The organism is Aestuariivirga sp., assembly GCF_020252405.1.
In the GTDB taxonomy this organism is placed as follows: Bacteria; Pseudomonadota; Alphaproteobacteria; order Rhizobiales; family Aestuariivirgaceae; genus Aestuariivirga.
On the sequence record NZ_JADCDA010000047.1, the window covers coordinates 37,072 to 52,059 of the forward strand.

Genomic DNA, 14,988 nt, shown 5'->3' on the forward strand with positions numbered 1-14,988 from the left:
ATGCGGCGTGCTTGCGTGGTTTGGGCGGCTCCGCCACTCTCGGGCCATGATTGACCGACTCGCCGCTGCCTATGCCCTGATCGATGCCGCCAACGCCCAGGACCCGGCCGGCCAGGCCGCGCTTTATGGCCAGCGGATGACCGAGACGCTGGATGCCTTCCGGCCCGATGCGCCGGTACCATTGAAGATCGCCGCGCGGGCCCAGCACATCGAGCGCTGGACAGTGCCGAGAACCTCATACCCCGAAGGGCGCGTCGCCTATCTCACCTGGCGCAAGGACCTGCAGAAGATGCATGCAAGGCGGGCGGGCGGGATCATGGCGCAGTGCGGCTATTCCGAAGACGAGATCGCCCGCACCGGCGCGCTGCTGCGTAAGGAGCGGCTGAAGCAGGATGCCGATGCCCAGACGCTGGAGGACGTGATCTGCCTTGTCTTCCTTCGCCACGAGGCGGAGCCCTTCATTGCGAAGCACGCGGACGAGAAGGTGCGGGGCATTCTGGCGAAGACGGCGAAGAAGATGTCAGCGGTGGGATTGGCGGCGGCGGGGTCAGTCCCGATGGGTGACCGGCTGCGCAGGCTTCTCGGCGAGGCGCTGACCGAAGTCCGAATGTAGCTTCCTCCCGCAACCCGAGCGGATCAGGCGCGGGCGGCGACGATCCAGCCGCGGCTGTCCGTCCGGTTCCGCACGGATGTCGTGAATCCGCATTGCCCGAGCTTCTCGTGCAGCATGCGCTCGCTCGCCCCGCTGACCAGATCGCAGTGATAGAGCACGAGCAGCTTCTCGAATCGCGACAAGGTGGGGACATCCGCAGACATCAGGATCGGGAATTCCGCGCCCTCGCAATTGAGCTTGGCGAAGTCCACGCGTGGGATGTTGCGCTCGAACAGATAGCGCGCGAGGGTGGCGCACGCCACGCTCTCCGCCGATCCGCTGAAATCGAAGGTCGTGGAGTCGCCCCAGCTTTCGCCCTCGGTCGCGAGATAGAGGCGGCAGTAGCCGTTTCTGTCGCCCAAGGCGAGGTGGTCGGCAACCACATTGTCGGCGCCGTTCAGGAAGAGGTTCGTCTTGAGCAATGCGAAGGTCTCGCGCCGCGCCTCGATGGCGCAGACCCGCGCCACGCGGCGGGACAGGAGCAGGGAGAAGTCGCCGAGATGCGCGCCCACGTCGAGAACCGTGTCGGTGCTCTTCGGCTGATACTCGGGAACGCCGCTGAGGAAGATGTCGTTCTCGAAACTGTGCGAGAGCACGGCTTCATCGGATGATGCCGTCCGGTGTGCAACCGTGAAGCCCATGTGGCGGCGGAGCTTCAGTGTCTCGGCCTTCCCGGCGCTGAAGCCGGCCATTTCGGCGAAATTCCGCGCCTGCTCCAGCAAACTCCGATCGTCAGACTCTGCCACGTGGCCGTTCTCTCCTGGTCTGTCCGCGCCGATATGTCGGCCGGGGGTCGGTTCACTCGTGCTCGCCATCGTGCCGGCGACCGGAAAAGCGCGCAAAGACCTGGGGCTTCGCCGCGGCCGTCGACAGCACGGCAACGGTGATGGCCGCAGCACCGATCAGAAGGGCGTGGCCCACGATGCTGGCCGCGAGAAAGGCGTAGCTTCCGATGGCCAGCGAGAAACTGACCGCCCACATCAGGCCCAGGCCTTGCAGCACGTAGTGGCGCACGGCGATGTCGGGAATGTTACGGAGCGGGCTCACCTCATGGTCGAAAATGAAGTTCCACGCATGAACGACAGGATTTTTGTTTTTCATTCGACATGTATGGGCGCTCTTGCCCCGCCAGGCAAGCCGCGTCTGCCCGGGCGGGCAGGAGCATCGTGCGCAACACGAAGATGACGTCTGCGCGTCAGAGCACGGGCATTCGGGCGGGACCGCGGCGCAACTTGCTATAGCGGCGGGCGGTCAATTGACTCCATTAGGATTTCCCTCCCCACAAGGGGGAGGGAAAACGATCTCGATTCTATATGACCGCCCGCATCAGGCTGCCCGTCGCCGGGAACAGCGGGATGAGGCAGGCCTGCAGCGCGTGGTAGATGTCGGGCTTGACGATTGCGAAGACGCCAATGAAATTGGCAATCACATCGCTTCCAGATGCTGCTTACATCCGTCACAGCACAGTAGGACCGACGTGTGCACCATCAATCCATGCCCATAAAGTGTTGATGCTGCGCTTAAGGGGTGGCGGTAATCAAAACATCTAGAGCAGTACTATCACAACTATAGTTGACATTAGGTTCAACAACAAAGTAGAGGTTGTCCGCTGGAACGACGGACACTGCTGTATCGAAAACAGCTCCATGATTCCCGTTGGCAATAACTCCATTTCCAAGAACAGTTGTGTTCTTGTAGACAACCCACTTCACTCCATCGGCACAGTTTACACTGACAGTAGGGTCTATATCAGAAAAACGGGCTAGAACGCGAACTGCACTGGTCGTACTTCCCGCCCACTTTACGATTACTGGTTGAGTGGGACCGGGATGCAGTGACACCAGTCCCTTAGTGAAGCTGGCAGTGAAATACGTGGAAGACTGACCGGGAACAAAAACACCGGGAGTATTAGAACCTCCCCCACTCCCCCAGTAAAAAGTGTTGGGCACAGACGTAAAGGTGCCTAAGGACAAAGGTGCACTGACAGCGCCATAGTGGAACGACCAAGTTCCGACAGTATTGCCCGAATAGGAAGTGACATTGGGATACCCAGGGATCGACATTACGTCCCTTGATAAATCCCAGGACCTGGCGGGAGCAGCGAGCACGTTTACACTGCTCATCAAAACCAAAGTTGCAGCACTTAATGCCGTCAGGCGACGGAGCAACATTCTGGCCTCCTTGTAAATTAGATTTTCTTATAGCACATCGAAACATCCTCCGCAAGCTCGAAGTGTCGTAAGGGAAATCTGACATTCCCGATCCAAGGCCCATCGAGCTTATCTGCAAGGCCCTCAAGGGTCAGATCGCCGCCCGCTTCGATCTGCTGCAACATCCACTCCCGATGGGACCTCTGATGTTGAGAGGAACATGCCCGCCGATCTTGTCCAGCTTGACGCTGCCCGTCTTTCGATCAAGCGCCATCGATTAGATGACCCAGGGCGGGTTCAGACCCGGCCTTGCTGCCATCGCGTGCCGGCTCTCGCCTGTCTCCAAAAAACGCATTGCCCGCTCACGCGGCGCCATCGGATATGGCTTGGTCATCGAAACCGGTTTCCACCCAGTGGCCAGCCCGACTCAAAGTTCCAATAGGTCCGGAATCCCTTTCGATTCCGACAAGCATGATTCCGCTTTTGGCGCTGCTGATTGCATGCATCAGGCTGCCCGTCGCCGGGAAGAGCGGGATGAGGCATGCCTGGAGCGCGTGGTAGAGGTCTGGCTTTCCCGTGAAGAAGCGGTCGATGGGTTTCAGGTCGCCGTCCAGTTCGGGGAACCAGCCGCCATTGGCGGGGTCGATGAAATGCAGCGCGCAGAAATCCCAGACCTTGCGGTACCAGTGCTCATAAAAAGGATCGGGCTTGAGCGCGTCGAGGAAAGCGGCAGCACCGATCGCTTCGGTGGCGGGCCACCAGATTTTGTGGGCGATTGCGGGCTTATTGTCGAAGTCGAGCGTGTAGTGGAAGCCGCCCTTGCCTTCGTCCCAGCCGCGCGCCACGGCGCTGCGGAACAGTTTCCCGGCGGCATCGATCATCCACGCCTCCCGCCGCCCGTCGAGCACCCAGAGCTGCGCCATGAGACGTGACCATTCAAGCCAGTGGCCGGGCGTCACGCCGGCGGGGCGGAACATGTCCGAGCCCTTATAGGCCTTGTCGATCGTCCATTGCTTGTCGAAATGCTCGGCCACCACATGATCAAGCGAGACGGCGTGACGGCCGATGATGAGCTGGGCGATGCGCTTGGCCTTGTCGAGATGGGCAGCGTCGTGCGTGGCCTCGAAGGCGGCCATCAGAGCTTCGGTCAAATGCATGTTGGAATTCTGGCCGCGGTAATCGGAGATCTTCGCCCAATCGCGGGCATATTCCTCCGACACTGCGCCGTAATGGTCATCCCAGAAGCGCGCGTTGAGAATGCCGGTGACGTCGGTCAGCATCTCCTTGCCAAGCGGGTGGCCGATCATTGTGGCGTCAGCGGCGGCCAGCAGCACGAAGGCATGGCCGTAGGCCTGCTTCGAATCGTCCTTGTAGCCCTTCTCGTCAAGTGACCAGCAATAGCCGCCATGCGTGCGGTCGCGGTGGCCATTCCAGAGATAGCGCATGCCGTGATCGACGATCCGCTCCGCCCCCGGACGGCCAAGCTTCGCGGCGATGGCGAAACAGTGAACCATGCGGGCTGTTGAATGTATCTGGCGCAGCGTGCCGAAGGGCCGGCCCGCCGCATCGAGATCATGAAAGCCGCCGTGGGGGTTCACTGTGTGCTGGAACAAGTCGAAGAGCGCATTGGCCTTGGACTTGAGCCAGTCGCGGTGCCAGGGGCGGGTGATCCAGTTGGTGTCGGTCATCGGCAATCCTTCAACTTATTCGACGCGCACGCGCGCCGTGGCAGTCTTGCCCCTGGCGTCGATCACCGACAGGCGGGCAAAACCATGGGGCGGCTGGTCCCAGAAGGCATCGCGGCGGAACTCGCCCTGCGCGATGGGAATGCCGTCGGCAAGCCAGGTGAAGGGCGGCGTGCCGCCATAGACCTTGAGGCTCAAGGCCGGTGCGGTATCGCCCTCGAGGTCGATGCGCGCGCCGTCGGGCGGGAAGGCGATGGCGGGCGGCGCATCGCGGCTGGCGGCGGCGAGCTCCGGCAGGGCATTGGGGCGGAAGCGCTGGAGATTGGCGGGAAGCTCGTTGGTGCGGGCGATGACGGCGCCCGGAGGGGCGGGGCCGAGCGGCGCGCGGTTTGCGCCGATGCGCTGGAAGGCCTCGAACAGGATCGGGGCAGCGGCGATGCGGCCGACGACGCCGGGCGCCGCCGCGCCATCGGGGCGGCCGACCCAGACGGCGATGGTGTTGGCGCCGTCATAGCCCACGGCCCAGGCATCGCGGTAGCCATAGGAGGTGCCGGTCTTGAAGGCGATCTGGCCGCCGAGGGCGTTCTGCGGGGTGGGAGCGCCCTTCAGCACGTCGCCGATCATCCAGGTGGCATTGGGCTCGAACAGCCGGCGCAGCGGCCTCGCGTTGCGCGTCTCCGACAGTTGCCAGCTGAGCTGCACGGGCTCGCCGCCGCGGGCCAGCGCCACGTAGAGCGCGGCCAGATCGGTGAGGCGCACGCCCGCGCCGCCCAGGCCCACGGCGAGGCCGGGGGCGGCGTTCTGCGGCAGCACAAGTTTGACGCCGGCATTGGCGAGACGCGCCGTGAGGCGGTCGGCGCCGATGGCGTTGAGGATCTGGAGGGCGGGCACGTTGAGCGACTGCTGCAGCGCTGTGCGCACGGTGACGGTGCCGTGGAACGTGTCGTCGAAATTCTCCGGCGCATAGGCGCCGTAGCGCACGGCGCGGTCGTCGATGAGGGTTTCGGGATGGACGAGGCCGTCCTCGAAGGCGAGGCCATAGATGAAGGGCTTCAAGGTCGAGCCCGGCGAGCGCAGCGCATTGGCGAGGTCCATCTGGCCCGCGCGCAGCGTGTCGAAATAGCCCGTGCCGCCGACATGGGCGCGCACTTCGCCCGTCTTGTTGTCGACCACGAGGATGGCGGTGGCGACACCGGAGCCGATGAGGAGCGCGCGGTCCCGCGCCAGCGTTTCGAGCGAGGCCTGCAGGTCGCGCGCGATGGTGGTTTGCGCAACGGCGCCGGGTGGCGCTGCCTTGGCGATGCGTTCGGCCACGTGTGCTGCCAGCATGGGGAAGGCGAGGCGGCCCTTCGGGGCTTCCTCCGCCTCGGCTGCCTGCGCCTGATCGGCATTGACGATGCCCGCGGCATCGAGCAGCGCGATGACCCGGTTGCGCGCGGCGACGGCCTGTTTCGGAAAGCGGTCGGGGCGGCGCGTCTCGGGCGCCTGCGGCAGCGCCACGAGCAGCGCGCTCTCGGCCGTCGAGAGCCGCCGCGGCTCCTTGCCGAAATAGGCCAGCGACGCGGCGCGCGTGCCCTCGATATTGCCGCCATAGGGAGCGAGGGCGAGGTAAAGGTCGAGGATCTGCCGCTTCGACAGGCGGCGCTCGATCTGCAGTGCACGGATCATTTCGGCGAGCTTGTCGGCGATGCTGCGCGCCGGGCGCGGCTCGAGCAGGCGCGCCACCTGCATGGTGAGGGTGGAGCCGCCGGAGACGACATGGCCATGCGTCGCGGCCTGCCATGCGGCGCGGAGCAGGGCGGCCGGATCGACGCCGCGATGCGTGTAGAAGCGCTTGTCCTCATAGGCGATGAGCATCGCCAGGAAGCGCGGGTCAATATCATCCGATGCGGCGGGCAGGCGCCAGTAGCCGTCCCCGGTGATGAAGGGGCGGAGCAGCTTGCCGTGCCTGTCGGTGACGAGCGTGGAATAGGCGATGTCCTTGCCGAGCGGCTCGGGCCCAAGGCGGCGGAGGGTTTCGCTGATGGTGAACCCGAAAACATTCACCGCAAGGATGGTGACGAGCAGCCCCGCATAGAGGCGCAGGGGCCATCTGCCGCGGTGCGTCTTCATGTCAGGGTGCCGTCACCGTCACGCTGCCGGTGGCCGTGCGGGCGTTGAGTTCGGGGCGGTACATATCCTCGACCGTGGCGCCCGGATGCACATAGGCGCCGGGCGAGATGGCGCGCACCATGTAGGCGAGCTTGGCGGTGGAACTGGTGAAGCTCGCCACGAAGCGGTCATCGCGGAACTCGGTGTAGGAAGCGTTGGTCGTGTCCGAGAGCCAGGCGAAGCTCGCCGTCGAGCCGGAGGAGACCAGCGTGGGGTTCTCGATCTCGAAGCCGGCGGGCAGCTTGTCGACGAGCAGGTAGTTGCCGTTCTCCGCGTCGCCCTGCTGCTTCATCACGCTGAGCACAGCAACAAGGCGGGTGTTCTGCTTCACCGTCGCGGGGTCCACCGGCTGGCCATCGGGCGTGAAGTAGTTGCGCTCGATCAACAGGCCGTTGCTGGCCGCAGGCTCCGGCACGAGGGGCGAGCCGGAGATGGCGACCACCGCCTTCACGGGGCCGGGGCCCATGTTCTTCACCGTCACGTCCTTCGCCAGCGCCGCGGGACTGTAGACGCGGTTGAAGCTGCCTTCGTGCTGCGCGCCATCGACGTCGAGGCGGATCGACTTCGCCTGTTCGGTCACGGAGCGGGCGGCGAGCACCATCCAGGCCATGTCCTGGGTGGAGGCATAGCTGGAGCGCGCACGCTCCACCTCGATCGCGCTCATGGCGGTCCTGATAACGTCCGGCTTGGCCCTGGAGTCGGTGCCGAGTGCGAGGATCGCCGAGGCATCGCGCAGCACCGAGCCATAGTCGGAGCGGTAGGCGCCACGGTCGGAGGAATCCACTTCGTCACCCAGCGCCTCGGCGGCCGAGGCGAAGGCGGCATCCGAGCGTTGCTTGTCGCCGAGGATCGAGAGTGCGGCGGCCACCTGCGCCCGCGCGAGCGGCGAGCCGAACTGGCCGATCTTGGTGTCAGCGAGATATTTGAGATCGCCCACGGGCGCGCGGCCGGCCCGCGCCAGGACGTAAAGCGCATAGGCCATATCCTCGCCGCCGCCGTCGGCGATGTCGGGTGCATTGCCCACCGCGTTGCGGAGGTAGTCGAGGCCGGCCACCAGCACGTCCTCCGGCGCGGCATAGCCCTTCTCGCGGGCACGCAGCAGGAAGTCCATTACATAGGCGGTGAGCCAGAGGCTTGAGTCGTCGCCATAGGCCGACCACAGGCCGAAGGCGCCCGAGGCTGACTGGCGGTTGACGAGGCGCGCCACGGCCTTCTGCATGCGCTCCGGGATTTCGGCGTCGAGCTCTCTTGGGTCCACCCCCAAGTCGCTCAGATAGAGCAGCGGCAGGGCGCGGCTGACCGTCTGTTCGGAGCAGCCATAGGGATATTTGTCGAGGTCGCGGACGAGGCCCGCGGCATCAAGCTGCGGCAGCGGGCTGATGGAGAGGGCCACAGCACCCGTGCCGGGCAACACGCCGCTGAGCAGGTCCTTGCCGATGGTGAGCGAGCCGCCTTCGGCCTTCAGCGGCATGGTGGTGCGGTGCGTGACCATGGGGTTCGCCGGCTCGACACCGAGGGCGAAATCCTGGTCGAGCAATATGTCGCCCGGGCCCTTCAGCGTCGCCACGATGCTGGCGGTGCCGAAGCTTGCGCCCTTCACCGGAACGATGACCGTGGCGCGCGAGCCCGCGGCGCCAAGCGTCAGCTTCTGGATCGCGGTGTTGGGCTCCGGCGCCACCGGGCCGTCGATCGAGACGCCGAACGTATAGTCACCTGCGGGGCCTTCGGCATTGACGATGTCGAAACGCAGTTGTGACGAGTCTCCCACCGCCAGAAAGCGCGGCAGCGTGCCGGAGACGACGACGGGATCACGCGCGATCACGTCCTTCGATGCATGGCCCACCTTGGTCTTCGACCAGGCCACCGCCATGACGCGGATGGCGCCGTTGAAGGCCGGTATGTCGAAATCGACCGAGGCCGTGCCGTCGTCGCCCACCTTCACGATGCCGGAATAAAGCGCCAGCGGCTTCTGCGCCGGGGGTGGCGCGTTGAAGGCCGCCCCGCCGTCACCGCCGGAGCGCAGCCTGCCGCGCTCGCCCTGCATGCCGTCGATCAGGCTGCCATAGATGTCGCGCAGCTGGGCGGAGAGCTGCTTCTGGTCAAGGTAGAACTTCTCCGGCGCCGGCGGGTCATAACGCGTGAGGTTGAGGATGCCGACGTCCACCGCCGCCACCGTGATATAGGCCTCTTCGCCCGCGGCGAGATTGCCGATCCTGACGGGCACGGTGAGCCTGGTGCGCGGCTTCATCAGCTCCGGCGTGTCGAGCGCCACATCGAGGGTGCGCGCCGCGCGGTCGATGCCGAACCAGGCAAGGCCCATGGCGCGGGACGGCATGCGCCTGGCCTTCATGTCCATCGGCTTGTAGAGGCTGGCCAGCACATAGGCGCCCGTGCCCCAGCCTTCGCCCACGGTGAAGGGCAGGCTGATGCCGCCTTCCGGAACGTCCACTTCCTGCGTGGCGAACAGCTTCTCGCCGACGATCTGCACCGTGGCCTTGCCGGCATAGCGGGCCTCGATCTTCACGTTGATGGTGCCGCCCGTCTTCACGTCCGTCGTGTCGAGGGCGACCTTGAGGGTGTCCGGCGTGTCGGCCTTGGCGGCGCCGCCCCAGTAATAGCCCGAGGCGAAGTCGATCGAGGCGGGTGTAATGCCCGGCGCTTCGATCTCAAGGCGGTATTGGCCCCAGGAGAGGGTCTGGGCGAAGTCCGTGGGCTTGCCGGCGATGAGGTCCATCGTGCCGTTGGCGATCTTCGAAGTGCGGGTGATGGATTCCCACTGCCACGGGCCATTGCTGTTGAACCATTGCCAGTCACGCACCAGGCGTTTCAGCGTCCAGGTGGCGCCCTTCACCGGCTGGAGCTTGCCAGTGGGGTCCAGCGCGATGAGCGAGAAGGATGCGGCCTGGCCCTCGGGTGCCGCACCATCCTCGAAATTCGGCTTGATGCCGAACAGTGGCTGGGAGGCCTCGATGGGCAGGCTTGCCGTGCGCTCCACGGCGCGGCCGCCGGGCTCGCGCATGCGCACCGAGACGTCGGCCTTCAGCGGCTGGGCGGTGACGGGCAGGTCGGGCAGCGTGATGTCGATGCCGGCATGGCCGTTGATGTCGGTCTGGGGCAGGTCAGCGGCGGTGACCTGGATCGGGTCCGGCCGCTCGTCCATCAGGCCGAAGCGGTACTCCTTCCAGTCGGGGAAGGGTGTTGCATCCGCGCTGATGCTGACGCTGGCCTCCAGGTCGAGTCCGGCTCCGGGCGCGCCGAAGAGATAGCGGCCGTCGACCGTCATCCGCAGCGTGTCCCTGACCCTGGGCGTCTTCGACACGAGGTCGAATGCGATGCGGTCCGGGATATAGTCCTCGACGAGGAAGGAGGTCTCGCCCACCGCGTCTCCCGCGGGATCGGTAAAGGCCTTGATGCGCCAGGTGCCGCCTTGCGCGCCCTGCGCGATCTCGAAGTCTCTGCTGAAACCGCCCGCGCCCTTGTCGTCGAGCCTGTCGGTGAGGAAGGCGACGCCGTCCGGGCGCTCGACCACGAAGGTCAAGGGCAGGCTGGCGATGGCTTGGGCCTTGTCATCCCTCAGCAGCACGGTCGCGTGCACCGTCTCGCCGCGGCGGTAGACGCCGCGCTCGGCATAGACGAAGGCATCGACCGCGGCTGACGGCGCGCGGCCGGTGACGCCGCGGTCCGTCAGGTCGAAGGCCGGCTGCTGCAGATCGAGGAAGGTATAGTCATTGTCCGCCGACTGGGCGACGACGAGGGCCGGGGCCTGACCGCCTTCGCCCTTCATCAGACCCGGATCGAACAGCACATTGCCTGACGCATCGGAGGAGGCCTCGCCAAGCACCTCGTTGTTGCGGGCGATGAGGCGGACCTTCGCGTTGGCGATGGGGTTGGCGGTGGCGATGGAGCGGAGGCTCACATGCAGCCCGTCCTTGCCCGTCAGGGTGGCAAGGCCAAGATCGGAGACGACGAACCACTGGGTGGCGACGTTGTCGTAGTCATCGGGGTTCAGGGCGGCGGGCGAGGCCGTCATCACATAAAGACCGGGCACGAGCTTGCCCATGGCCTCGTCCACCGGAATGGCCGTGGTGATGTCCTGGTTCTGGGGGCTGGGCGTTTCGAGGCTGCCTTCCCACACCAGCGTGCCCTTGTCGCTGCCGATGGAAGAGGCGGAATAGCCGGTGATCTGGCCGCGGAAGTCATAGCCCAACACGCTGCCGATCATGTTGCGGTCACCGATGCGATAGAGCTGGAGCTTCGCTTGCCCGCTGTTGACCGAGATCAGCGGAATGCCGTTCTGGCCGGTGCGCGGCAGCACATAGGCATTGCCGGTGAAGCGCACCGAGGGCTGGCGGTCACGGACGTAGAAATCGAAGGTTACGTCCCTGGCCAGCGTGTCGTCGACGGCGGCGGGCAGGCCCTGGCGCACGGTGATGGAATAGCGCTCACCGTGTTTCAGGCCTTCGACGCACAGCCTTGTTCCTTCCGCGGTGACGGCGGCGACGGGGCCTGGCTCCTGCGTGAAGTAGGAGGTGAAGTCAGTCACCGTGCGCGACACGGGTTCCGACATTTCGAAGCAGGCGCGCGGCGGCACGGTGTCGAGATCGACCTTGTAGTCGGCGACGCGGAAGCCGCGGTCGATGCGCATCTGCTCGAAGGCGGCGCGGATCTCCGGGTCTTCCCGCAGCTTGAGGCTTTCCTTATAGGCGGTGAGTGCGGGGCGCCACATTTCGCGCCTGGCGAAGCCCTGGGCGGCGAGGTTGAGGGCCTGCGCATCCTGCTGCGGGGAAGAGAGCAGCGTATAGGCCTTGAGCGCCGCGCCGATGAGCCTGGAGGGCAGTGTGTAGCCGTCGGACTCATTCACCGGCGTGGCGACCGAGAGTTCCTGCGCGAGGTCGAGCCACAGCGCGCCATCGACCGGCTGTTTCGAGAGCAGCTGTTCGAGGGCGGCGGCAGCGAGGCGGGCGTTGTTGACGGCGCGCGCGGCAGCGAGGTCCGCCTCGATTTCGGGCTTGGTTCGCGTCCGGTCCTTGGCGATTTTGGCCAGGTCCAGGTCGTAGTCGCTGAGGTACCAGCTGAACTGATCGACCGGGAAGGGCTTGGCGGCCTCGGATGGTGAGGCGGCGAGGACGAGCGCGAGCAGGCTGGCGGCGAGGAGGGCGAGGTTGCTCCACCAAATCCACACACCTTGCCCGGGCCTGACCCGGGCATCCTTCGCGGAGGCCACCGAAAAGGATCTCCAGGTCAAGCCCGTCGACGGGGAAAATCCGGGAACCGGATGAGCGGTGAGATCGCCATGCGCCGTCATCGGGGTCCTCCGCAAGCATCGTGTGAAGCGTGGAGGAAGTGTCCGTCCGCCGCCGCCCTGTTGTCAATCAGGCGGGTGACAGTTTCATGAGATTTGAGGCGGAATTACAGTGGCCGGCCTCACGGTTTCGGCTGATCGTCGTCCTGCAGGATGCGCCAGGCGGCGCCTTCGAGATCGTCGTACTGGCCGGATTTCAAGGACCAGATGAAAGCGGCAAGGCCGACACCGCCCATGAAGAGCGCGATGGGGATGAGATAGATCAGAACATTCATGCGGCATCCCTCAGGGGCTTGCGGCCCGGCGCGGTGTCTGCGCCGGGTCTGGTAGAGCCCGGTTCGGCTGTCCTGCCCAGACCCACGCGGAGCGCGTTGGCGATGACGATGATGGACGAGGTGGACATTGCAACCGCCGCGACCAGCGGCGAGACGAGGCCCGCCATGGCCAGCGGCACGGCCAAAACATTGTAGCCCACCGCGAGGATGAAGTTCTCCTTGGCGATGCGCTGGGTGCGGCGGCCGACCTTGACGGCATTGGCGACGGCGGCGGCCGACTCGCCCATCCACACGGTTTCAGCCGCGGTGCGGCCGATGTCGGAGGCGGTCGACGGCGCCATGGAGGTGTAGCCGGCAGCCAGCGCCGGCGCGTCATTGATGCCGTCGCCCACCATCAGCACTTTCTTGCCGGCCTTGCCGAGGGCATCGACATAGGCGAGCTTGGCCTGGGGGCTGGCGCGGGAGACGGCGGTTGCAATGCCCACGGCCTCAGCCACGCGCCGCACCGCGGCCTCCCGGTCGCCCGAGAGGAGGTGTACGGCGAGGCCCATGTCTTGCAGCGCCGCGACCGTTTTTGCGGCATCGGGGCGCAGGCGGTCCTCGAACTGGAACAGCACGGGCGCATTGCCGCCGCGGCGGAAGGCAAATTCAAGCAGGCCCACGTCCTCGCCCGTCTCCTCCATGCCGCACCAGGCGCGGCTGCCGAGCTTGAGGGATTGTCCCATGTCGTGGCCGGAAAGGCCAAGGCCGGGGTGCTCGGCGATGCCGGAGACGGTGACGGGATGGAGCCCGCGATTGGCCGCCTCGCGGACGAGGGCGCGCGAGAGGGGGTGCTTCGAGTTCTGGGCGAGACCGGCGGCCAGGGCGAGCGTATCGGTCGAGACCATGAGCGGCGAGACCAGAGCGGGCTCTCCCCTGGTGAGCGTGCCGGTCTTGTCGAAGATGACGGTGTCGACGCCGGCGAGCTTTTCCAGCGCCGCGCCATCCTTGATCATCACGCCGGAGCGGAACAGCCGGCCGCTGGCCACCACCTGCACGGCGGGAACCGCGAGGCCCAGCGCGCAGGGGCAGGTGATGATGAGCACCGCGATGGCCGCCATGATCGAGTCATGCCAGCCATGGCCCAGCAGCAGCCAGCCGATGAGCGTGGCGGCGGCCAGCGTGTGCACGGCGGGGGAATAAAAGCGCGCCAGCCTGTCGGCGATGCGGATGTAGCGCGACTGGCCCTGCTCGGCGGAGGACATGAGGCGCACGAGTTCGCTGAGGAATGTGTCGTTGCCGGCTGCCGTGATCTCCACGGTGATGGGCGCGGTGACGTTCATTTCGCCCGCGTGGACCTTCGCGCCGGGCTTCACCGTCTCGGGGGCGGACTCGCCCGTCAGCAGGGAACGGTCCAAGTCGGAGTCGCCTTCGCGGATGAGGCCGTCGGCGGGAAGCCTGTCACCCGCCGCCACCGCCACCAGCATGCCGGCCTTAAGCTCGCGGGCGGGCACATAGCGGCGGGCGCCGTCCGGCTCGATGACGGAGGCGCCCTCGGCGGAGAGCGAGATGAGCTGGGCAATGGCCGAGCGGGCGCGGGCGCGCATCAGGTGGTCGAGGTAGCGTCCGGCGAGCAGGAAGAAGAGCAGCGTGACGGCGGCGTCGAAATAGGCATGCTCGGCGCCGTTGACGGTCTCGAACAGGCTCATGAAGGAGGCGAGAAGCACGCCAAGCGATATCGGCACGTCCATGTTGACGCGGCCGAGGCTCAGCGCGTTGACCGCCGAATAGAAGAAGGGCCGGCCGGCATAGGCGACGGCGGGGAGCGCGATCATCGCCGAGAGCCAGTGGAAGAGATCGCGCGTCGCACCTTCCGCCCCCGACCAGACCGAGACCGAGAGCAGCATGACATTGCCCGCGGCAAAGCCCGCGACGGCAAGGGCGCGCAGCAGCCGCGCATTCTCCTTGTCGTCCTTCGTCAGGCCCGTCTCGCGCGGGTCGAAGGGGCGGGCCATGTAGCCCAGCATGCCCAGCCTGTCGATCAAAGCCTGCGGCCCGATCGCGCCTTCCTCATAGACCACGGCGACCCGGCGGCCGGTGAGGTTGACGCGCGCCGACCTGACGCCGGCAAGCGCGCCGAGGCCGGTTTCGATATGCGGCATCGAGTCCGGCCGGTTGGCCTGCGGCACAAGGAACTCGATGCGCTTCAAGCCGGGGCCGGCGGAGGAAATCCAGCGCGCCGCATCCTCGCCCTCCAGCTTGAAGGGCTGAAAATATTCGCCGTCGAGGGTGCAGCAGGGAAGCGTCATTCGGCCTTCACCACGAAGCGGAAGATTTTGCGATAGTCGGCCACGCCCTCGCCCTTGCCATCGACCTCGACCTCCCACAGGCCGGGCTTGAGGCGGGCAGGCGCGGCGTAGAGGCCTGAGCCGAGCCAGGCGAATGTCAGCACCTGGTCTTCCTTGTCGGTGACGGTGCGCTGCAGCCTTCCGGTGAGGTTGAGGGTGTCGATCTTGGCGCCCCTGGCGTCCGTGAAGCTCACCATCACACTGTCCTGGTCATGGGTGAAATCGACCTTCCAGCCCAGCGCCTCCTGGGCCCTGGCCCTCGCGAGGTCGCTGTTGAAGGTCTGGCTGGCCACATAGCCATTCTCGACCACGAGGCCCGACCAGGTGGATTCCGCCAGATAGGCCATCAGGAAATTGACGCCGAAGATGACGCCGAAGAAGGCGATGATCATCGCCAGCACGTGGTGGCCCTTCAGTTCGCGTTCGACGCTTGCCATGGACATGAT

10 protein-coding genes are annotated in these 14,988 nt (G+C 65.9%); 1 reads left to right on the forward strand and 9 read right to left on the reverse strand.

The window, feature by feature from the left end:
• Positions 1–46: 46 nt before the first annotated feature.
• Positions 47–613, forward strand: coding sequence for a DUF4202 domain-containing protein (locus tag IOC69_RS08070; protein WP_290543031.1), 567 nt, complete (start codon positions 47–49; stop codon positions 611–613).
• 23 nt (positions 614–636) lie between these two features.
• Here the strand turns inward: IOC69_RS08070 and IOC69_RS08075 are convergent, their stop codons facing one another.
• From IOC69_RS08075 to IOC69_RS08115, 9 genes are all read right to left on the reverse strand, one after another.
• Positions 637–1,398, reverse strand: coding sequence for an FkbM family methyltransferase (locus IOC69_RS08075; RefSeq protein WP_290543032.1), 762 nt, complete (start codon positions 1,396–1,398; stop codon positions 637–639).
• 52 nt (positions 1,399–1,450) lie between these two features.
• Positions 1,451–1,753: a hypothetical protein gene (locus IOC69_RS08080; protein WP_290543033.1), complete on the reverse strand. Its 303-nt coding sequence runs from the start codon at positions 1,751–1,753 to the stop codon at positions 1,451–1,453.
• Positions 1,754–2,172: 419 nt separating this feature from the next.
• Complete coding sequence (locus IOC69_RS08085) at positions 2,173–2,823, reverse strand: hypothetical protein (protein WP_290543034.1); 651 nt, start codon at positions 2,821–2,823, stop codon at positions 2,173–2,175.
• A gap of 341 nt (positions 2,824–3,164) precedes the next feature.
• Entirely contained in the window at positions 3,165–4,490 is a 1,326-nt protein-coding gene (locus IOC69_RS08090) for an AGE family epimerase/isomerase (protein ID WP_290543035.1), read from the reverse strand.
• Between the two features lie 15 nt (positions 4,491–4,505).
• Positions 4,506–6,599, reverse strand: coding sequence for a penicillin-binding protein 1C (gene pbpC / locus IOC69_RS08095; RefSeq protein WP_290543036.1), 2,094 nt, complete (start codon positions 6,597–6,599; stop codon positions 4,506–4,508).
• Between the two features lies 1 nt (position 6,600).
• Positions 6,601–11,862, reverse strand: coding sequence for an alpha-2-macroglobulin (locus tag IOC69_RS08100; protein ID WP_290543037.1), 5,262 nt, complete (start codon positions 11,860–11,862; stop codon positions 6,601–6,603).
• A gap of 200 nt (positions 11,863–12,062) precedes the next feature.
• Complete coding sequence (gene ccoS / locus IOC69_RS08105) at positions 12,063–12,215, reverse strand: cbb3-type cytochrome oxidase assembly protein CcoS (protein ID WP_290543038.1); 153 nt, start codon at positions 12,213–12,215, stop codon at positions 12,063–12,065.
• A complete protein-coding gene (locus IOC69_RS08110) occupies positions 12,212–14,503 on the reverse strand; it encodes a heavy metal translocating P-type ATPase (protein ID WP_290543039.1) in 2,292 nt (763 codons plus the stop codon). Before IOC69_RS08110 ends, ccoS begins: the two co-directional genes overlap by 4 nt.
• Positions 14,500–14,985, reverse strand: coding sequence for a FixH family protein (locus IOC69_RS08115; protein WP_290543040.1), 486 nt, complete (start codon positions 14,983–14,985; stop codon positions 14,500–14,502). Before IOC69_RS08115 ends, IOC69_RS08110 begins: the two co-directional genes overlap by 4 nt.
• Positions 14,986–14,988: the final 3 nt, after the last annotated feature.